Annotated in this window: 19 protein-coding genes; 12 read left to right on the forward strand and 7 right to left on the reverse strand. The window is 64.8% G+C overall.

Annotated features, from left to right (window positions below):
* The first annotated feature begins 88 nt into the window (after nucleotides 1-88).
* Genes HNQ95_RS34045 through HNQ95_RS04315 form a run of 3 tightly spaced genes read left to right on the forward strand, consistent with a single transcriptional unit; the run spans nucleotide 89 to nucleotide 2,231 of the window.
* On the forward strand, nucleotides 89-835 hold the full coding sequence (locus HNQ95_RS34045; protein ID WP_312870911.1) for a hypothetical protein: 747 nt from the start codon (nucleotides 89-91) through the stop codon (nucleotides 833-835).
* Nucleotides 732-1,328, forward strand: a complete 597-nt coding sequence (locus tag HNQ95_RS04310) for a DUF2865 domain-containing protein (protein WP_312870910.1) — start codon at nucleotides 732-734, stop codon at nucleotides 1,326-1,328. Before HNQ95_RS34045 ends, HNQ95_RS04310 begins: the two co-directional genes overlap by 104 nt.
* A 48-nt stretch (nucleotides 1,329-1,376) precedes the next feature.
* Nucleotides 1,377-2,231 (forward strand): hypothetical protein, encoded by an 855-nt coding sequence (locus HNQ95_RS04315; protein ID WP_067954914.1) that lies wholly within the window; start codon nucleotides 1,377-1,379, stop codon nucleotides 2,229-2,231.
* 89 nt (nucleotides 2,232-2,320) lie between these two features.
* Here HNQ95_RS04315 and ybaL read toward each other — a convergent pair whose 3' ends face one another.
* Together ybaL and HNQ95_RS04325 are read right to left on the reverse strand one after the other, a co-directional pair.
* Entirely contained in the window at nucleotides 2,321-4,132 is a 1,812-nt protein-coding gene (gene ybaL / locus HNQ95_RS04320; protein WP_154384558.1) for a YbaL family putative K(+) efflux transporter, read from the reverse strand.
* A 191-nt stretch (nucleotides 4,133-4,323) separates the two neighbouring features.
* A complete protein-coding gene (locus tag HNQ95_RS04325) occupies nucleotides 4,324-4,773 on the reverse strand; it encodes a baeRF12 domain-containing protein (RefSeq protein ID WP_067954909.1) in 450 nt (149 codons plus the stop codon).
* A 421-nt stretch (nucleotides 4,774-5,194) separates the two neighbouring features.
* Here HNQ95_RS04325 and cysG point away from each other — a divergent pair, with 421 nt between their 5' ends.
* Genes cysG through HNQ95_RS04350 form a run of 5 tightly spaced genes read left to right on the forward strand, consistent with a single transcriptional unit; the run spans nucleotide 5,195 to nucleotide 9,921 of the window.
* Nucleotides 5,195-6,646 carry a siroheme synthase CysG gene (gene cysG, locus HNQ95_RS04330; protein ID WP_154384559.1) on the forward strand — a complete coding sequence of 484 codons (1,452 nt, stop codon included), beginning with the start codon at nucleotides 5,195-5,197 and terminating at the stop codon, nucleotides 6,644-6,646.
* Nucleotides 6,643-6,948 carry a DUF2849 domain-containing protein gene (locus HNQ95_RS04335; RefSeq protein WP_067954908.1) on the forward strand — a complete coding sequence of 102 codons (306 nt, stop codon included), beginning with the start codon at nucleotides 6,643-6,645 and terminating at the stop codon, nucleotides 6,946-6,948. The genes cysG and HNQ95_RS04335 overlap by 4 nt, the downstream gene beginning before the upstream one ends.
* A gap of 20 nt (nucleotides 6,949-6,968) precedes the next feature.
* On the forward strand, nucleotides 6,969-8,639 hold the full coding sequence (locus tag HNQ95_RS04340) for a nitrite/sulfite reductase (protein ID WP_067954905.1): 1,671 nt from the start codon (nucleotides 6,969-6,971) through the stop codon (nucleotides 8,637-8,639).
* Complete coding sequence (locus HNQ95_RS04345) at nucleotides 8,614-9,372, forward strand: phosphoadenylyl-sulfate reductase (RefSeq protein ID WP_067954904.1); 759 nt, start codon at nucleotides 8,614-8,616, stop codon at nucleotides 9,370-9,372. The genes HNQ95_RS04340 and HNQ95_RS04345 overlap by 26 nt, the downstream gene beginning before the upstream one ends.
* A 12-nt stretch (nucleotides 9,373-9,384) precedes the next feature.
* A complete protein-coding gene (locus HNQ95_RS04350; RefSeq protein WP_154384560.1) occupies nucleotides 9,385-9,921 on the forward strand; it encodes a DUF934 domain-containing protein in 537 nt (178 codons plus the stop codon).
* A 55-nt stretch (nucleotides 9,922-9,976) separates the two neighbouring features.
* On the opposite strand, the gene HNQ95_RS04355 is transcribed toward HNQ95_RS04350, so the two are convergent.
* Nucleotides 9,977-10,186, reverse strand: coding sequence for a hypothetical protein (locus HNQ95_RS04355; protein ID WP_154384561.1), 210 nt, complete (start codon nucleotides 10,184-10,186; stop codon nucleotides 9,977-9,979).
* A 253-nt stretch (nucleotides 10,187-10,439) separates the two neighbouring features.
* Between HNQ95_RS04355 and grpE the strand changes: the two genes are divergently transcribed.
* The 4 genes from grpE to HNQ95_RS04375 all read left to right on the forward strand — a co-directional run bounded on the left by grpE (nucleotide 10,440) and on the right by HNQ95_RS04375 (nucleotide 13,621).
* On the forward strand, nucleotides 10,440-11,072 hold the full coding sequence (gene grpE / locus HNQ95_RS04360; RefSeq protein ID WP_067965778.1) for a nucleotide exchange factor GrpE: 633 nt from the start codon (nucleotides 10,440-10,442) through the stop codon (nucleotides 11,070-11,072).
* Between the two features lie 121 nt (nucleotides 11,073-11,193).
* Complete coding sequence (locus HNQ95_RS04365) at nucleotides 11,194-11,826, forward strand: trimeric intracellular cation channel family protein (RefSeq protein WP_067954898.1); 633 nt, start codon at nucleotides 11,194-11,196, stop codon at nucleotides 11,824-11,826.
* 69 nt (nucleotides 11,827-11,895) lie between these two features.
* Nucleotides 11,896-13,248 (forward strand): NAD(P)/FAD-dependent oxidoreductase, encoded by a 1,353-nt coding sequence (locus HNQ95_RS04370; protein WP_083948264.1) that lies wholly within the window; start codon nucleotides 11,896-11,898, stop codon nucleotides 13,246-13,248.
* 25 nt (nucleotides 13,249-13,273) lie between these two features.
* Nucleotides 13,274-13,621, forward strand: a complete 348-nt coding sequence (locus tag HNQ95_RS04375; protein ID WP_154384562.1) for a hypothetical protein — start codon at nucleotides 13,274-13,276, stop codon at nucleotides 13,619-13,621.
* 26 nt (nucleotides 13,622-13,647) lie between these two features.
* Here the strand turns inward: HNQ95_RS04375 and HNQ95_RS04380 are convergent, their stop codons facing one another.
* The 4 genes from HNQ95_RS04380 to HNQ95_RS04395 form a co-directional block, all read right to left on the reverse strand.
* Nucleotides 13,648-14,127, reverse strand: coding sequence for an SRPBCC family protein (locus HNQ95_RS04380; RefSeq protein WP_067954894.1), 480 nt, complete (start codon nucleotides 14,125-14,127; stop codon nucleotides 13,648-13,650).
* Nucleotides 14,128-14,147: 20 nt separating this feature from the next.
* Nucleotides 14,148-14,501, reverse strand: coding sequence for an MmcQ/YjbR family DNA-binding protein (locus HNQ95_RS04385; RefSeq protein WP_067954892.1), 354 nt, complete (start codon nucleotides 14,499-14,501; stop codon nucleotides 14,148-14,150).
* 4 nt (nucleotides 14,502-14,505) lie between these two features.
* Nucleotides 14,506-15,387 carry a l-ornithine N(alpha)-acyltransferase gene (gene olsB / locus HNQ95_RS04390; RefSeq protein ID WP_182573581.1) on the reverse strand — a complete coding sequence of 294 codons (882 nt, stop codon included), beginning with the start codon at nucleotides 15,385-15,387 and terminating at the stop codon, nucleotides 14,506-14,508.
* A gap of 150 nt (nucleotides 15,388-15,537) precedes the next feature.
* Nucleotides 15,538-17,829 (reverse strand): PAS domain-containing hybrid sensor histidine kinase/response regulator, encoded by a 2,292-nt coding sequence (locus tag HNQ95_RS04395; protein ID WP_067954889.1) that lies wholly within the window; start codon nucleotides 17,827-17,829, stop codon nucleotides 15,538-15,540.
* Nucleotides 17,830-17,923 lie beyond the last annotated feature (94 nt).

The following is a 17,923-nucleotide window of genomic DNA, read 5'->3' on the forward strand; positions in this document are numbered from 1 at the left end:
GCTGTGGGTAAGCTACGTAAGCGAACCCGGCTTGGGAACGCCGCCCGTGCCTTTGCGGAAGATGTCCGCAGCTCGGAAGGTGGCGTTGATGGATTTTCCCGACGTGGCATCCTGCCTGTCGAGGAACGCCGATAAGGCCTCCCCAAATTACCTTGAGCAGATGGATTGGGACCGCATCAACAACGTGAGTGAGGCCGAGGTCTGCATGTTCAGGCTTCTTGCTTCCTACAGAAACATTTCGCATGCAACGAAATGGTTCGAAGCCCAAGGCTTCACAGTGCCCAAGTCGTTCAGCAGCGCACGTCCAAACATCAGTTATGACGGCACCCAGCATGTTCATGGCTCCTACTCTATCCGCAAGAATGGTCCGAAATTTCCGACACGCGGGGTATTTCGACGGCTGTTTGGTTCGATCCCCTATGGCATGAATTCGGCTTCGACTTGGAGCAAGGACGGGACTCAACTCCTCCGGGTCGATATCTCACTCAACATACTTCGACTGCCGAAACCACTCGCCGCAGCCTCACGGGGCGGCTCGCTCGCTGCGAGCTGTCGCCGTCGAGCGCGAAATCCAGGCCGCACCGCGCCGAGGCAACGGCGCTGCGATCAGGGCGCGTATGTCGGCATTGGGCTGCAGCCAGATGGTGCGCGCAGACCGGGCAAGTCGGACAGGCCCCTGTCATATGCCGGGCTGGCGATGCTCTGCTGCGTGCGGCTCAAGGACGGGTACTATTCTTCCGGCGCCCAACGCCCAGTTCGTCAATGCCGGCCATTACGACAACACGCTCGATCGTTGCCGGTACATCTGCAACGACAAGGCAATGGACGTCTATGAGCTTGACGACATCGGGCGTGAAACCGAGGAGATGGTTTCGGTGAGGACGCGCCAGTCCTACAGGGACCTGCCACCTGCTTTCGCTTATCGCGAAATGGCCGATTTCCACGGCTGCGACCTGCCACGCTATTATCGCCGCGCCGACGAGATGCGGGCGCGGACGGTGATCCCGCTGCCGCAAGCCAAGTCCGAACTGTTTCTCGACGGTACCGTCACCGATTTTCGTACCCGATGCGCCGGCGACGACGCGCAAGGTCCGCATCGTCGGGGCGCCGTTCCTGCTGACCGGTTCGCTTCAGTCTTTTTCGCGCTGAGTCGTCATCTCTGCGCGCTTGGCGTCGCCAAGATGTCTGCCCCGGATGTCCGCAAGGGGGAAGCTTGGAGCGGGCAAGGGCGCGCCGGTGTGACCGCCTGTTGCTGCAATGTATCACTGTTGCCGGAAAACCAGCCAGGGTTGTGCTTGGTCGGGTTCTGTTATCTTTCCCTTGCGTAAATTAGCGATATGAGATGTTGCATCGCATTTTTTGACGAGGGGCCATCCATGAAGAAACTGCTCGCTGCCGCCGGGCTTGTCGTGCTCACGACGCCGGCTTTCGCCGCCGATCCGACGCAACCGGTCGAGGAAACCGTTCGCCAAGTCTCCGGCTACGGCCAGATCTATGGCGGCGGGCTGTGGATCAGCGAATTCTCCGACGAGACCCTGTGGGCAGCCGGTGGCGCGGCGCGCATCAACGTGCCGTTTGCCGAGCGCTGGAACGCCCAGGGCGACTTCACCGTCGATGCCGTCGGCCAGGACGGCAACAGCCTGCACGGCGTTGGTGGTGCGGCGCACATCTTCTGGCGCGACCCGGCTTCCTACGCTTTCGGCGGCTTCGTCCAGGCCAGCACCTACGGATTTTCAGGCGGCTCGGATGAGGACCTCTGGAGCTGGAAGGTGGGCCCCGAGGCCCAGGCCTATTTCGGCAACGTGACGCTTTATGCGCAGGCCTATTACGGTGCCCTCGAATCCGACTTCCTGCCTTTTGACGTCGATCTCATGGGCATTCGCGGCGTCGTGCGCTATTTCGCCCAGGACAATCTGCGTTTCGACGGCGAGCTCGGCTTCCATCGCGCCAACCTGAGCCAGGGTGGCCTGGAGGCCGATTTCGACACCATCGCCGCAGCATTGCAGGCGACCTACCGCTTTGACGGCACGCCCTGGTCGGTGTTCGGCCGCTACCAGTACGAGAACATCTCGATCTCGCAAGGTTTCGGCGAGGCAAGCTTCGATTCGCACAAGGTGATGGTCGGCCTGCGCGCCAGCTTCGGCAGCAGCACGCTGATCGACGAAGATCGCAATGGCGCGACGATGGACACCTATCAGCCCAACTTCGTCATGCCGTTCCCCTTCCTCTGAGGAAGGCTGCGGGCTTTGCCCGCGCGCCAATGAAAAAGGCCGCGCTGATTGCGGCCTTTTTTGCTTTGGAGGGCTTTGCTTCGGCCGGCTCAGGCCGCCGCCGGCGGGGCGTCGGGTTCTGGATCGTTGGCCGGCGGTTTGCCCGAACCTTCCAGTACCTGTTCGACGATGCCGCGGGCGATCTCGCGCTCGCCCATGATCACCTTGTCGGCGCCGAGCCCGGTCAGGTGCTCGACCTCGGCGTCGGAATGGGCACGAGCGATGATCAGCATGCCGGGGTTGGCGGCCTTGGCCTTAAGCACGATCTGGCCGGCCTCGAAGGCATTGGGGATGGCTAGGATCAGACGCCTGGCGCCGGCGGCATTGGCCGCGCCGAACACCTCGCCCTTGACCGCGTTGCCGGCGACAGTCTCGACGCCGTCTGCCATCAGCTTGGCGATGGTCTTGTCCGAGTCCTCGATGACCAGGAAGGGCAGGCCGGCGTCCTTGAGCGACTGGCCGACCAGCGAGCCGACGCGGCCGTAGCCGATCAGGATGGTGTGGTCGGTGAGTTTTGTCGGCGGCGGCGTGTCGTCGTCGACCTTGGCCGATGCCACTGGCGTGGTGGTGGCGACTTCGCCGGGCTCGGTGGCCGGGCCGATCGGCACGGCTTCGACTGTTTCCGGCACCTTGCCCGAGCGCTTTTCCAGCCACGGCTTCAACCGCGCGACGCCGGCAAAGACCACCGGGTTGAGTACGATCGACAGGATGGCGCCCGCAAGGATCAGGTCACGGCCTTTTTCGGGCAATAGGCCTAACCCCACGCCGAGCTCGGCCAAAATGAACGAGAACTCGCCTATCTGCGCGAGGCTGGCCGAGATGATCAGCGCTGTCGCCACCGGATAGCCGAAGGCAATCACGATCAGGAAGGCGGCGACCGACTTGCCGATGATGATGATGAACAGCGTGGCAAGGATCGGCCAGGTGTTGCTGAGCAGGCTGGTCGGGTCGAACAGCATGCCGACCGAAACGAAGAACAGTACCGAAAACGCGTCGCGCAGCGGCAGCGTTTCCTCCGCCGCCTGATGGCTGAGCTCGGATTCGCTCATGATCATGCCGGCGAAGAAGGCGCCCAGCGCCAGCGAGACGCCGAACAGCTTGGCGGCACCGAAGGCGACGCCGAGCGCGATCGCCAGCACCGACAGGCGGAACAGTTCGCGCGAGCCGGTGTGGGCGACGTAGTGCAGAACCCACGGGATGACCCGGCGGCCGACGACCATCATGACCACGACGAAGGCCGCGACCTTGGCCAACGTCAGGCCGATGACGCCCCAGACGCCGAAATCGAAGCGCAGGGCAAGGATGTTGGGAGTCTCGGTCGTCTGAGCTTCGCCGCCGAGTACGCCGGCAAGCGCGGGCAGCAGCACCAGCGCCAGCACCATCGCGAGATCTTCGACGATCAGCCAGCCGACGGCGATGCGACCGCGTTCGGTCTCGATCATCCGCCGCTCCTGCAGCGCGCGCAAAAGCACGACGGTAGAGGCGACCGAAAGCGCCAGGCCGAAGACGAGGCCGGCGCCAAGCGACCAGCCGAGCATCCAGGCAAGGCCTGCGCCAAGCGCCGTGGCAAAGGCAATCTGGACGATTGCGCCGGGCACCGCAATGGCGCGGACGGAGAGCAGGTCCTTGAGCGAGAAATGCAGGCCAACGCCGAACATCAGCAGGATGACGCCGATCTCGGCGAGCTCAAGCGCCAGCTCCTGGTCGGCGACGAAGCCGGGCGTGTTCGGCCCGACCAGCACGCCGGCGATCAGATAGCCGACGAGCGGCGGAACCTTGAAGCGATTGGCGAGCGCGCCGAAGATGAATGCCAGCCCCAGACCGGCGACGATGGTTGCGATGAGGGGCGTGTCATGCGGCATTGTCCCGGCGGCACCTTTCGAAAATGAGCATTGTTTTGGGATGCAGCGGCGAAATCCGCTGCATTTCCAATATGGTGGACGCAGGCGCGCATGCGCAACCCTAAGCGGCCAAGAAACTTGGCCGATATCAAGAAAAGTGCCGGCAATCGCTGCCGGCACGCAAGGACTGGAGTTCTGAACGACAGCGGGGATCAGGCCGCCATCAGGATGGTCTCGATGTCGCTGACGCTGTGATTGGTCAGCGTCTTGGCGATCTCCGCCGCAACGCGCACGTCGACCTCCTTGTGCAGCTTCTTGCGCAACTCGCCGAGCACCAGCGGCGGTGCCACCAAGATGATCTCGCGGAAATCGCCGGCATGGGCAAATGTGTACAGCCGGGCAGCGATCTCGTCGGCGAAGCGCTCCTTGGCGATACGGTGCCAGTCGGTGTCGTCGACTGCGCTGCGGTGGATCGAGGGCCCGTCGCTGGAGCGGCCGGGACGATCGCTGCCCTGTTCGCGCGTCGGCGGGTTGTCCTGCTCCATCTCGCGCACGACCTCGAGGTTGGGGTATTTGGTGTCGCCCCGGTTCTTCAGGAACAGCGCCTTTTCGCCATCCGCTACCAGCACCCAGATGCCGTGCTTCAGTTTGAGGTGGGTCATGTCGTGCTCCTTCTGCTGTCAGCCCCTTTTGCGGAACGTCGACGGTTGATGGATGTTCCGGACAAGTGGCAAATCGAGGATTGAGCGCCGTCACGCTTAATTCTACTAACTTAGTAGAAATTAGGAAAAACGCATCCGGGCGGCTTTTCGGTTCGGTACCGCGTCTCGGCACAAGTGGGGCATCGCCAACCCTTGTAACTCCGGCGATTTCAAGGGCTGCGGGCGGTCAGCCTGACATTTGCGGGCATTGTCGCAGGCGTAGCTCGGAAACATGTGCGTCGACCAGCAGTTGGAATAATTTTCTCTTGAGGCATCAGGGCGGGCAAAAGCGATTGCCTCCCTTCTCGGCGCGCGCGAGTGCATTTCTTCTGCAGCGCAGCAAGGGCGGCTAAAAATGGCAGACATTCCGGAACCCTGCGTCATGACCCCAGCTGCCGCCAAGCTCAACGCATTCCCGATCTTCCTCAAGGTCGAAGGCGAAGCCGTGGTCATCGTCGGCGGTGGCGACGAGGCGCTGGCTAAGGCCCGTTTGCTTACCCAGTCGAGCGCCGAAATCCGCATCATCGCCGACCATGTCGAGCCGCATCTGCGCGACTGGATCGCCGCCAACGGCGCGACCCGCATCCATGCGCCCTATGACGCCTCGCTGATCGAGCGCGCCGTGATGGTGTTCGCTGCGACCGGCGACGAGGCGCTCGACCGTCGCATCTCTGTCGATGCGCGTGAACTGGGCATTCCGGTCAACGCCGTCGACCGTCCCGAGCTCTGCGATTTCTTTACCCCCGCTCTGGTCAATCGTGCGCCGGTCGCCGTTGCTATCGGCACCGAAGGGGCAGGGCCTGTCCTGGCCCAGATGATCCGCGCCCGCGTCGACCGCATGCTGTCGCCGCAACTCGGCGCACTGGCGACGCTTGGCGCCGGCTTCCGCGACGCCGTCGAGCGCCTGCTGCCCAAGGGCAATGTCCGCCGCGGCTTCTGGCGCGAATTCTTCGAAGGCGCGCCGGCGCGTGCGCTCGACAACGGCCAGCTTGCCGAGGCGCATGACGCGGCGACCGAGCTTTTGCTGCAGAAAGGCGCGATCAAGGGTCACGTTGCGCTCGTCGGCGCCGGTCCTGGCGCCGAGGATCTTCTGACGCTACGCGCCCATCGCCTTTTGATGGAAGCCGACGTCATTGTCCATGACGCGCTGGTTCCCGAGGCGGTGATCTCGATGGGCCGTCGCGATGCCGAGCGCCTGCCGGTCGGCAAGCGCAAGGGCTGCCACTCCAAGACCCAATCCGAGATCAATGACCTGCTGGTCGAGCTGGCGCAGGCCGGCAAGCGCGTCGTCCGCCTCAAGTCGGGCGACCCGCTGGTGTTCGGCCGCGCCGGCGAGGAAATGCAGGCGATGCGCGATGCCGGCGTGTCTTACGAGGTCGTGCCGGGCGTTACCTCGGCCTTCGCCGCCGCCGCCGACTTCGAGTTGCCGCTGACGCTGCGCGGCGTCACCTCCTCGATGGTGTTCACGACAGGCCACGACCTCAAGGGCGGTTCGCTGCCCGACTGGGCCAAACTCGCCATCTCAGGCGCGACGGTCGCCGTCTATATGGGCCGCTCGGTCGCCGCCGACGTCGCCGGCCGCCTGATCGACGCCGGGCTGTCGCCCGATACGGCGGTGGCCGTCGTCGAGAACGCCAGCCTGAAGAACCGCCGCCGCTTTCACGGCACGCTCGCCGACCTGCCGTCGCTCGAAACGCGCAGCGATCTCGACGGCCCGGTCATGACGATCATCGGCGATGCGGTCGCCGGCGCCAACTTTGAACTTTCCGAGCCGCTCGCGGCACATAGGCACGAACAGGCCGCCCGCGCGGCGCTCGAAGGAAGCAGGGCATGAAAATCCTTACCGCCAACAGGCTGACCGACGGCGAGGCTGTGTGGTTCGCGGCCGACGGTACCTGGGCAGAGACAATCGATGTCGCCGAGACCGTCGGCGACAAGGCCGGCGAAGCTCGCCTGGAGGCGATCGGCAAGGCCGCCTACGACAACAACGAAGTCGTTGACGTCAACCTCATCGACGTCAGCGTCGTCAACGGTGCGATCCAGCCGCTCAGGCTGCGCGAGGTCATCCGCGCCGCTGGTCCCAGCAATCGCCTCGACCTTGGCAAGCAAGCCCGGCCCGCCGCCGGCGCCGCCTGAACACAGACCGGAAGACGACCATGTACCGTTACGACGAGTTCGACCATGATTTCGTGAAGGCCCGCGTCGCCGATTTCAGCGACCAGGTCGAGCGTCGCCTTGCCGGCGAGATCACCGAGGATCAGTTCCGGCCGCTGCGCCTGATGAACGGCGTCTATCTCCAGCTGCACGCCTACATGCTGCGCATCGCCGTACCTTACGGCACGCTGAGCTCAAAGCAGATGCGCATGCTCGGCCACATCGCCCGCAAATACGACAAGGGCTACGGCCACTTCACCACGCGCCAGAACATCCAGTTCAACTGGCCCGCACTGTCGGATATTCCTGCGATCCTCGCCGACCTCGCTTCGGTCGAGATGCACGCCATCCAGACCTCGGGCAATTGCATCCGCAATGTCACGGCCGATCACTTCGCTGGTGCTGCCGCCGACGAGGCTGCCGACCCGCGTCCCTATGCCGAGATCCTGCGGCAGTGGTCGTCGGTGCATCCGGAGTTCTCGTATCTGCCGCGCAAGTTCAAGATCGCGGTGACGGGTGCCGAGCGCGACCGCGCCGCCATCCAGACCCACGACATCGGCCTGCATCTGAAGAAGAACGACAAGGGCGAGCTTGGTTTTGCCGTCTATATCGGCGGTGGCCAGGGCCGCACGCCGATGGTCGCCAAGAAAATCCGCGACTTCCTGCCGGAAGAGCACCTGTTGTCCTACACCACCGCGATCCTGCGCGTGTACAATTTGCACGGCCGCCGCGACAACAAGTACAAGGCGCGCATCAAGATCCTGGTCCATGAGACCGGCGTCGACGAGATCGTTCGCCAGGTCGAGCATGAGTGGCAGGCACTGAAGGACGGCGAACTCAGGCTGCCCGAGGCCGATGTCGCCGCGATCCAGTCCTATTTTGCGCCGCCGGCGCTGACGGCTCGGCCGGGAGGCGACGAGGCCGTCAAGCTGGCTCGGCTCGATTCCAGGAGTTTTGGCGACTGGGTCGACCAGAACGTCTTCACCCACCGCAATCCCGACTACGCCGCGGTGACGATCTCGCTCAAGGGCATCGGCGAAGTGCCGGGCGACGCCACCGACAGCCAGATGGAGGCTGTCGCCGACATCGCCGAGAAATACGGCTTCGACGAGATCCGCGTCAGCCACGAGCAGAACCTGATCCTGCCGCACGTCGCTCGCGCCGACCTCAAGGCGGTCTATGACGCGCTGGTGGCGATCGAGCTCGCGACGTCGAACTCCAACCTGATCAGCGACATCATCGCTTGCCCGGGCCTCGACTATTGCGCCCTGGCCAACGCCCGATCGATCCCGGTGGCTCAGGAAATCTCCAGGCGTTTTGCCTCGCTGGAACGCCAGCGCGACATCGGCGAGCTGAAGCTCAAGATCTCCGGCTGCATCAATGCCTGCGGCCACCACCATGTCGGCCATATCGGTATCCTCGGCGTCGAGAAGAAGGGCGCGGAACTCTACCAGGTGACGCTCGGCGGCTCGGCCGACGAGCACACCTCGGTCGGCGAGATCATCGGCCGCGGCTTCGGCCCGGAAGAGATCACCGACGCCATCGAGACGATCGTCGAGACCTATCTCGGCATCCGCCTCGACCGTTCGGAAAAGTTCCTCGACGCCTATCGCCGTGTCGGCCCAGCGCCGTTCAAGGAGGCGCTTTATGCTAGCGAAGCCAAGGCAGCCTGACGCCGGGACCGAAGCTCAGGTTCTGGCCGAGGCTGTGGCGCTCGACGCGCTCTACGGGCATCTGTCACCCGTCGAAGTCATCGCGCGCACTGCCACCGAGCGCTTTGTCGGCGAGATTGCGGCCGTCTCGTCCTTCGGGGCGGATTCAGCCGTGCTGCTGCACATGATTTCAGAGGTCGACCGCAAGCTGCCGGTGATCTTTCTCGACACCGGCAAGCACTTCGGCGAGACGCTCGACTATCGCGATGCACTGGCCGCCGATTTTGGCCTGACCGACATTCGCATCGTCACGCCCGACGAGGCAGCACTTGCCCGCATCGATCCGACCGGCAATCTGCACCAGACGAGCACCGACGCCTGCTGCGACGTGCGCAAGGTCGAGCCGATGGCGCGTGGCGTCGAGCCGTTCCGGGCCTGGTTCACCGGCCGCAAGCGTTTCCAGGCCGCCACACGCGCGGCCCTGCCGGTGTTCGAGCAGGTCGGCCCCCGCTTCCGCATCAATCCGCTGGCGCGCTGGACCACCTCCGACCTCGCCGACTACATGCGCAAGCACGCGTTGCGCGAGAACCCGCTGGTCGCCTATGGTTACCTTTCGATCGGCTGCTTTCCCTGCACGCAGATCGTCAAACCGGGCGAGGACGCGCGCAGTGGACGCTGGGCCGGACAGGCCAAGACCGAGTGCGGCATCCATCTTTCGGGTCTCGAACAGTCGCTGACCGACGCATCACTTTAGGAATTCTTTTTCATGACCGAAGCGACACCGGCGCCGCGCCTCTGGACACCAGAAGGCTTCAGGGACGATGGCTGGACCCATGCCGAGGATGCGAGCGCGCTTTCCGGCAACAGCCGGGTGATCCTGCCGCTTCAGGCCTTTCTCGAGCTTTCGGCCGAACAGCGCGAAGCCGCAAAGGAACGTCTCGGCGTGTTGCTGCAGCCCGGCGACCAGCTCGAGGAGATCATCGACCATCTCGCCCACTTGTCGCTGGTGGCGCTTGCCTTTCCGGCCTTCAACGACGGCCGGTCCTTCTCCAAGGCCGAATTGCTGCGCAGCCGCCACGACTTCGAAGGTGTGGTGCGCGCCACCGGCCAGGTGCTGATCGATCAGTTGCCGCACATGTTGCGCGTCGGCTTCAACGAATTCGAGGTGTCGCACCCAGTGCTGTTGAAACGGCTCGAGGCCGGCCAGGTCGGCGGCTTGCCGCTCTACTACCAGCCGACCGCCAAGCCGGCGGCAACGCCTGGGGGAGGCGCGAAGTATTCCTGGCGCCGCAGCGCGACCTGAGCGCCGCAGAGCGACGGGAAAATGGCTGGAACCCTGGACTGAAGCGCGCAGCGCGCTAGCTTCTGCGGAGCATCTTGCGAAGCGGCTTGTCGTGCTCGGCGGCATCCAGCCTGTCGAGCAGGCGGCGCAGTTTCTTGGGCAGATGTTCGTCGGCCTGGAACGCCGGCAGCGCTTCCAGCACGCGCAGATTGCTTTCGGAGGCCAGCTCTCGCCTGATGTTCGTCGCCACCTTGGCTGCTGTCTTGCTGATGCGTGCGCTGGACATGATCGAGACCTGTTTTCGCTGGCAAAACTCCCGCCAGATGCAAATGGTTCCCACATTGCTTGCCCGCCGCAGACATGGTCGGCCCGGATGGTAAAACTTGAATTAACATTGAATGGCTGGTGCCGGCCGCACCGGCGATGAGGCGCCGAAAGGCGCGGCATCCGGTCCCGGCGGCCCTTGCCCCTTGATTTTTGGCACCCAAACCTCGATATCGGGCGCAACTTAGAACGTGTCCAAACAACGGGAAATGGCGATGAGCGATCAGGCAAAAGACGAACGCGTGCTCGACGAAGCCGCGACTGCCGAGGCCCAGGCCGACAAGATCGAAGGCAGCGTCGAAGGTGATTATGAAGCCCTCGTAAGGCTGCTCAAGGAAAACGAGGAGCTGAAGGACCGCGCCCTGCGCGCCGCGGCCGAGATGGAAAACCTGCGCCGCCGTACCGCGCGCGACGTGCAGGATGCCCGCGCCTATTCGGTCGCGAATTTCGCCCGCGACATGCTGTCGGTCTCGGACAACCTGCGCCGGGCGATCGAGGCCGTCACGGACGATGCCAAGACAGCTGGCGGTGCTGGACTGGCCAGCCTGATCGAGGGCGTCGAGGTGACCGAGCGGTCGATGCTGTCGGCGCTGGAGCGTCACGGCGTGCGCAAGCTCGACCCTCTGGGTGAGAAGTTCGATCCGAACTTTCACCAGGCGATGTTCGAAGTGCCGAACCCCGACGTCGCCGCCAACACGGTCGTGCATGTCGCCCAGTCCGGCTACACCATCGGCGACCGCGTGCTGCGCCCGGCCATGGTCGGCGTTGCCAAGGGCGGCCCCAAGCATGTCGCCGATGCCCCGGCCGAACCTGGCCCGGTCAACGAGCAGGCCGAGAAAGACGCCTGAAAAGCGAATAGCGAATAGGGAGTAGCGAACAGGGAATTCATCGCTACAGTGACCCCAAAGACAGGGGGGCTGCAATGTTCTTTCCCTACGCGCGATTCACCACTCCCTATTCGCTCCTTCCATGAACCCTCTGCTCTACCTCGACTATGCCGGCGTGGCGGTGTTTGCCGCCACAGGTGCGCTTGCCGCCTCGCGCAAGGAGCTCGACGTCATCGGCTTCCTGTTCCTGGCGAGCTTTACCGGCATCGGCGGCGGCACCGTTCGCGACGTCATCCTCGGCCTGCCGATTTTCTGGGTGATCAATCCGGCCTATGTGCTGGTCTGTGCTTCGGTCGCGGTGCTGGTCTTCTTCACCGCCCATCTTGTCGAATCCCGCTACAAGCTGCTGCTCTGGCTCGATGCGCTCGGCATGGCCGCCTATGCCGCCATCGGCGCGGCCAAGGGGCTGGAGGCCACGGGGTCGCCGACCGTCGCCATCATCATGGGCATGCTGACAGCCACTTTCGGCGGCATCCTGCGTGATCTGCTTGCAGGCGAGCCGTCGGTGCTGCTGAAGCCCGAGATCTATGTTTCCGCGGCGATGACGGGCGCCGCCATCTACACGCTTGCCGAACTGGCGGAATTGCCGACTGAGTTGTCGACCGTCGTTGCCTTCGTCGCGGCCTTCATGGTGCGTGGCGGTGCGCTGAGGTTCGGCTGGACCTTTCCTGCCTATCGCAGCCGTCCCGGCCGCCGCCCCGAAGATATTCCCTGAGAAAGCTGGCTCTATACCTGTCCGCGGCGCCGGTTCTACTATGTGCCGACGAAGCAGAGGACAGGTCGGATGCAGCATCGCGTGGTGGTCGTGGGCGCCGGCTTCGGCGGGCTTGAGGTCGTCAAGGGGCTGGCAGGCGCAGCAGTCAGCGTCACCTTCATCGACCGGCGCAACCATCACCTGTTCCAGCCTCTGCTCTACCAGGTAGCGACGGCTTCGCTGGCCACCTCAGAGATCGCCTGGCCGATCCGTTCGCTGGTCTGGAACAGGCCGGACGTGACAACAATCCTGGCCAGCGTCACCGGCGTTGATGCCGAACGGCGCCACGTTCTGCTCGAAGGTGGCGAGACGGTACCCTATGACAGCCTGGTGCTGGCGACCGGGGCGCGGCACGCATATTTCGGTCACGACGAGTGGGAGCCCTTTGCGCTCGGCCTGAAGACGCTCGAGGACGCAACGACCATCCGCCGCCGCATCCTGGTAGCGTTCGAACGCGCCGAACGGGAGACAGATACGGAAAAGCAGGCGGCACTGCTGACCTTCGTCATCGTCGGTGCCGGCCCCACCGGGGTGGAAATGGCCGGAACGATCGCCGAACTGGCGCGGGACACGCTGCCGCGCGATTTCCGCAACATCGACACCGGCAAGGCGCGGGTGGTGCTGATCGAGGCCGGTCCGCGCGTCCTTGGCGGGTTCCCCGACGACCTTTCCGAATATGCGTTGCGCTCGCTGCGCAAGCTCGGCATCGAGGTCGAACTCGGTCGCGCCGTCTCCGACTGCAACGCCGACAGCGTCACCTATGGCGACACCAGGCTGGCGACGAAGACCATCATCTGGGCCGCCGGTGTTCGCGCATCGCCCGCCGCCGAATGGCTCGGTGCCCCGGCCGACAGGGCCGGCCGTCTCCAGGTCATGCCCGACCTGACGGTGCCCGGCCACGCCGAGATCTTCGCCGTCGGCGACACGGTGACGGTGAACGGGCCGGACGGGAGGCCGGCGCCCGGCATCGCTCCCGCCGCCAAGCAGCAGGGCCAGCACGTCGCCTCCAGCATCAAGGCTCGGCTGCGCGGCGACGCCGGGCCGCGGCCGTTCCGCTACCGCCACCAGGGTAGCCTGGCGCAGATCGGCAAGCGACGCGCGGTCATCGATTTCGGATGGATCAAGCTGAAAGGGGCGCTGGCGTGGTGGTTGTGGGGCATCGCCCATATCTACTTCCTCATCGGCTCGCGGGCGCGGCTGAGCGTCGCCATCAACTGGTTGTGGATTCACGCCCGCAACCAGCGCGGCGCCCGTCTGATCACCCAAGGCGAGGCGCAGATCGACGCGAGCGGCGTTGCCGCCGTCGACGAGCTGGCAACCGCCGACGCGTTGCGCCGGCCCCCTGCGGCGGACGCCATGCATGCGCCGCCCACGCCTCAATGACCGCCTTCGCCGGGGCGCCGCTGGCATGACCGGGCAGAACCAGCCGCACCGCCTCATAGCTATCCTTGGCCATGTGGGCCTTGTCGTCGCACTGCCCATCGCCTTGTTCGGGCTGATGCCAGCGAACGAGTATACGGCTTGGGGCGGCGCGGGCATCGACTGCGACGGCCCTGGCCCGGTGCTGCTCTTCAGCACTCTCGGATTGGCGATCTATGGCGCGGGCGCGGTCCTCAACGGCAGGCATTTCAGAAAACCGTTGCGGCTGCTGGTCGCCGGGACCTGCATGCTGGTCTGCCTGGCGCTGATGGCCAACATCGCCGACGCCGTCAGGGAGCAGCGGGTCAACGATCTCGCTTCCGATACCTGCGGCTGATCAGATGCCTCGCGCGACTGGCACCCTTAGCGGGCTTCGACGAAGGCCGCGAGGTTTTCAAGCGACGAGGCGATGCCCTCGCGATGGTCGTCCTCGCTGATGCCCGGGGGCACGTTTTCGCAGCTGACGGTGACCCGTGTGCCGCCTTCGACCGGTTCCAGTGTCGTCACGATCCGCATGGTCCCGGCAAAGGACGGGTCGTCCGATTCGAATTCGACGAGCTCGATGACGCGGCGGCCAGGAATCAGTTCGGCAAACCGGCCCTCGAAGACATCGGCATTGTCGGTGGTCTTGCCGTGCCCATGCTCGTCTTCATAGATGAAGGCCATACGAAAGGTGCCGCCCTCGCGCGCGTCGAAGGCCAGGACTTCGCCGCGCATGCCCTGTGGCGGACGCCAGCTCGCCACGGCTTGCGGCTCGATCAGCGCCCGGTAGATGATGTCGGGCGTAGCCTTGATGAGGCGCGATCCCGTGTCCGTCCGTCCGTGCTCACCAGCGCCTGCCATCTGCGCCTCGTCCCTGTTCGTCAGCCGGCTGCTTGCCGCGCCTTGAGCAGGCTCTTCGGTGCCTGCCTCAACCAGGCGTGTTCGAGCTTTGTCCTCAGCTGATCGGCTGGAATGTCGTGGATGCGCACCAGGAACACCGGCCAGCCCTTGTAGTGGGCGGTCTCGAAATAGAGATGCGGATCGGCCTCCATCAGCATCTCCTTTTCCTCGAGCGCGCACACCACCGCCACCGTGTCGGCATCCTTGACGCGGCAGAGGAATTTCTTGCGGACGTGAAGCGACGGCGTGCCGTAGGAGGTGCCTTCGACCACCTCAGCCAGTCCTTCGGCCGCAGCTAGCAGCTTGTCGAAGGCAGGCCGGAGGTCGTCGGTCATGGCACTAGGCGGCGAAGCGCTGGGTTTCGCCGCCGTAATAGTTGATGTAGCGGGCGCCGATTTCCTTGACCGGCATGACGATGAAGACGTCGGTCGTGCCGAAGTCGTGGTCGATGACGCAGCCGTCGCCGATCTTGGCGCCAACGCGCAGATAACCCTTGATCAGCGGCGGCATCGCAGCGATCGCCGACTTGGCGTTGACTGCTTCGATCGGCATCAGGTCCATGGCGCAATAGCGTCCGGCAACTGCCCGCACGTCCCAGTCTGCGCTGGTGCGGCAGTGATAGGCGAGATAGGTCAGCGCCTCGGCATGCGCTGCGGGCACAGTGCCGTGGAACGATGCGCAACCGGTCATGACGTCGATGTCATAGCGGTTCAGATAGGCCCAGATGCCTTGCCACAGCGCCTCGATGGTGCGCTTGGAGCGGTATTCGGGCAGCACGCAGGAACGGCCGAGTTCGAGGAAGCGCTGGCCGGGATGGCGGGCGATGAGCTTGTTCAGCTCGAACTCGTCGTCGGAGTAGAAGCCGCCGGCCGCCGTTGCGCGCTCTTGGCGCAGCAGGCGATAGGTGCCGACGATTCGGCGATGCTCGGGGCCATTGATCGAGGTATCGAAGACCAGCAGGTGATCGCAAATATCGTCGAACCGGTCGGCGTCGCGCCGCTCGATCGAGTGCAGCGCCTGCTTCCTGGCACCGAGTTCGTCGAAGAACACGCGGTAGCGCACTTCCTGGGCGGCGGCGATTTCCGCCTCGTCCCGGGCGAGGCGAACCTCAAGCGTCCCGATCCGTCCGAGCGGCGTCCCTGGCAGTAAAGGTTTGGAAGGCACTGTCACCTTGGCGCCGTTGGCTTTCTGAGTGTCACTGTCCGGCAAGGCTGTATGCACGGGTGATTCTCCTTCGAGCCATCCCTCCTGGCGCGGGGATACGGTGTCGGTGCTACAGGATTGTGACAGTATCGTGATCAACCTGTCGCGGCAAGTCTGGGCGGGCAAGCAACGTCGAGTAGCCGGCTAGGAAAATCACCGTGATTTAGTTCACGCAGCGGCCCGCTGCTCGACGAGATTGATCAGGACATCGGGGTCGAGCGGCTTGGTGACGAAGCCGCTGGCGCCATGGGCGAGCACCGCGTGGCGGGTTTTTTCCTGGCTGTCGGCGGACAGCACCATGATCGGCACGGCAGCCAGGCCATGCTGCTCCTCATGCCTGCGAATGGCCGAAATGGCGTCCAATCCGTCCATCACGGGCATATGCATGTCCATCAGCACGACATCGTAGCGCCGCTTGCGGCTGGCGCCCGTCACCGCTTCGACGGCGGCCTTGCCATTGTTGACGACGTCGACGCGATGGCCTGCTTTCACCAGCACGGCGCGGGCGAGCATGGCATTGATGTCGTTGTCCTCGGCGATCAGCACCGACAGGCCGCGAAGCTGCGAATGATTCGCGGGCTTGGCCGCAGCGCGACGGCTGGCAAGCTGCGGCTTGCCCGGCACCACGCCCTGATTCGCCAGAAGTATCCGCAGCAGCGTCTCGCCGCGAACCGGCCGGGCCAGGAAGGTGGCATAGCCGCTGGCGCGCAGTTCGCCGAGCAGTCCGCGGTCGGTCGGCGCGATCAACGTGATCGCCTCGCTGGCGGAGAAGCCGGTTTCGCGCAATTGCTTGAGCAGACGGCCGTCATTGTCCTCGAGCGCGGCGTCGACCAGCAGCGCGTTGCAGCCTTCGGCGAATGCGGCGGCCTGTTCGGGCGTCACCGCAATGTCGGCGCGGCCGCCATGCGCGCGAATGGTTTCGGCCAGTGCTTCTGCCTCGGTGGTGTTTCTTGACAGGATGACGGCACATCGGCCGGCCAGCGCATCGGCATTGGTCTGGGGCGTATCGGTTGCGCCAAAAGCCGGCAGTTCGAAGGCGAATTGCGAGCCTTCGCCGGGTTGGCTGGTGACGGTGATCGTGCCGCCCATGGCGGTGACCAGCCGTCTGGAGATGGCGAGCCCGAGCCCGGCGCCGCCATGCGAGCGTGTCGAGGTGCCGTCGGCCTGCTCGAACTCCTCGAAGATGCGCTCGACGTCCTCGGGACGCAGGCCGGGGCCGGTATCGCTCACTGTGAAGCGGATCTTGCCGGGATGGTCGTCGCTGGTCCGCTTGACGCTGAGCCGGACGCCCCCGGCGTCGGTGAACTTGATGGCGTTACCGATCAGGTTGAGCAGCACCTGGCGGACGCGGCCAGGATCGGCCGAGATCATCTGCGGCACGTTGGACGCGACATGGCAGCCGAGCCCGATGCCCTTGGCGAATGCGCGCGACGCCAAAAGCTCGACGACACTGTCGGCGATCTCGCGCGGCGACATCGGCTGGGGCTCGGGATCGAAGCGGCCCGCCTCGATCTTGGAGTAGTCGAGCAGGTCCTCGATCAGCGCCAGAAGCGCGCTGGCCGAGGTCGAGACGGCGCCGACATAGGTGCGCTGCTCGGGCGACAGTTCGGTGTCGTGCAGAAGCTTGGCCATGCCCATGATACCGTTCATCGGCGTGCGGATCTCGTGGCTTACGGTTGCCAGGAAGCGCGACTTCGCCTGGCTGGCATATTCGGCGCGCTCGCGGGCGCCGATAAGGGCGGCTTCGGCGCGCTTGCGGGCGGTGATGTCGCGGGCGATGGCCCGGTGCGACACTGCGTTGCTGGCCTTGTCGCGCACCGAAAGCTCGATCCACGAGAACCAGCGCACGACGCCGTTGGAGCGGATGCCGACATCGGTAGAGCTCAGGCATTCGCCGTCTGAGAAGGCGGCGTCCGGCACCACGCCGACATCGACGCCGAGTTCGGCAAGCGTGCGGCCGGCGAGATCGCGCGGGTCCTGGCCGATGAGTCCGGCGAACACCTTGTTGGCATAGACGATGCGACCGTCGCGGTCGCGATGGACGACAAGATCGCCAAGCGCGTCGATGAGGCCGCGGAAGCGCTCTTCGCTTTCCTGCAACTCCCACATCCGGTCGGCAAGGGTCTCGATCTCGGCCCGGTTGCGCGAAGCGTTCTCGGTGATCTCTTCCGCGGCTCGCGCGCGCTCGCCCAGGCTGCGCGACAACAGCACCATGCCGGCGAGGCCGATGGCAAACAGGCTGGCGCTGATGAAAACAGGCGCGCCGGTCAGATGCGCGAGGCCCGACAGCACCAGCACCGCGACGATGATCGCGAAATAGAGGCCGCGCGGCGGCTCCTTCGGCAAAGCGGGGGCAAGCGGTGGCGGCGTGATGATACGGCGGTGCGACTGGGCATCGGTGTCGGCGATGGCCGCGCCTTGCGTCGTCTTTTCTCCCGTCGTGCCAGATTCCGTCATCATGGCGGAAGCCTAGCACCGAGAGCTTAGGGAAGATTTTGGCAGATAGATCGAATTTTAGCGGTCGTGCTTTTTAGCAATAGGACGGCCGGGAAAT

Origin of the sequence: Aminobacter ciceronei, from assembly GCF_014138625.1 — a bacterium.
Taxonomy (GTDB): domain Bacteria; phylum Pseudomonadota; class Alphaproteobacteria; order Rhizobiales; family Rhizobiaceae; genus Aminobacter; species Aminobacter ciceronei.

Excerpts from the sequence above, each read along its gene's own strand:
- HNQ95_RS04370 (WP_083948264.1), top strand. The coding sequence starts at position 11,896 with ATGCAGCATCGCGTGGTGGTCGTGGGCGCCGGCTTCGGCGGGCTTGAG.
- HNQ95_RS04315 (WP_067954914.1), top strand. The coding sequence starts at position 1,377 with ATGAAGAAACTGCTCGCTGCCGCCGGGCTTGTCGTGCTCACGACGCCG.
- HNQ95_RS04325 (WP_067954909.1), bottom strand. The coding sequence starts at position 4,773 with ATGACCCACCTCAAACTGAAGCACGGCATCTGGGTGCTGGTAGCGGAT.
- grpE (WP_067965778.1), top strand. The coding sequence starts at position 10,440 with ATGAGCGATCAGGCAAAAGACGAACGCGTGCTCGACGAAGCCGCGACT.
- HNQ95_RS04385 (WP_067954892.1), bottom strand. The coding sequence starts at position 14,501 with ATGACCGACGACCTCCGGCCTGCCTTCGACAAGCTGCTAGCTGCGGCC.
- HNQ95_RS04365 (WP_067954898.1), top strand. The coding sequence starts at position 11,194 with ATGAACCCTCTGCTCTACCTCGACTATGCCGGCGTGGCGGTGTTTGCC.
- HNQ95_RS04350 (WP_154384560.1), top strand. The coding sequence starts at position 9,385 with ATGACCGAAGCGACACCGGCGCCGCGCCTCTGGACACCAGAAGGCTTC.
- HNQ95_RS04335 (WP_067954908.1), top strand. The coding sequence starts at position 6,643 with ATGAAAATCCTTACCGCCAACAGGCTGACCGACGGCGAGGCTGTGTGG.
- HNQ95_RS04395 (WP_067954889.1), bottom strand. The coding sequence starts at position 17,829 with ATGATGACGGAATCTGGCACGACGGGAGAAAAGACGACGCAAGGCGCG.
- cysG (WP_154384559.1), top strand. The coding sequence starts at position 5,195 with ATGACCCCAGCTGCCGCCAAGCTCAACGCATTCCCGATCTTCCTCAAG.
- HNQ95_RS34045 (WP_312870911.1), top strand. The coding sequence starts at position 89 with ATGGATTTTCCCGACGTGGCATCCTGCCTGTCGAGGAACGCCGATAAG.
- HNQ95_RS04345 (WP_067954904.1), top strand. The coding sequence starts at position 8,614 with ATGCTAGCGAAGCCAAGGCAGCCTGACGCCGGGACCGAAGCTCAGGTT.
- HNQ95_RS04380 (WP_067954894.1), bottom strand. The coding sequence starts at position 14,127 with ATGGCAGGCGCTGGTGAGCACGGACGGACGGACACGGGATCGCGCCTC.
- ybaL (WP_154384558.1), bottom strand. The coding sequence starts at position 4,132 with ATGCCGCATGACACGCCCCTCATCGCAACCATCGTCGCCGGTCTGGGG.
- HNQ95_RS04375 (WP_154384562.1), top strand. The coding sequence starts at position 13,274 with ATGACCGGGCAGAACCAGCCGCACCGCCTCATAGCTATCCTTGGCCAT.
- HNQ95_RS04355 (WP_154384561.1), bottom strand. The coding sequence starts at position 10,186 with ATGTCCAGCGCACGCATCAGCAAGACAGCAGCCAAGGTGGCGACGAAC.
- HNQ95_RS04340 (WP_067954905.1), top strand. The coding sequence starts at position 6,969 with ATGTACCGTTACGACGAGTTCGACCATGATTTCGTGAAGGCCCGCGTC.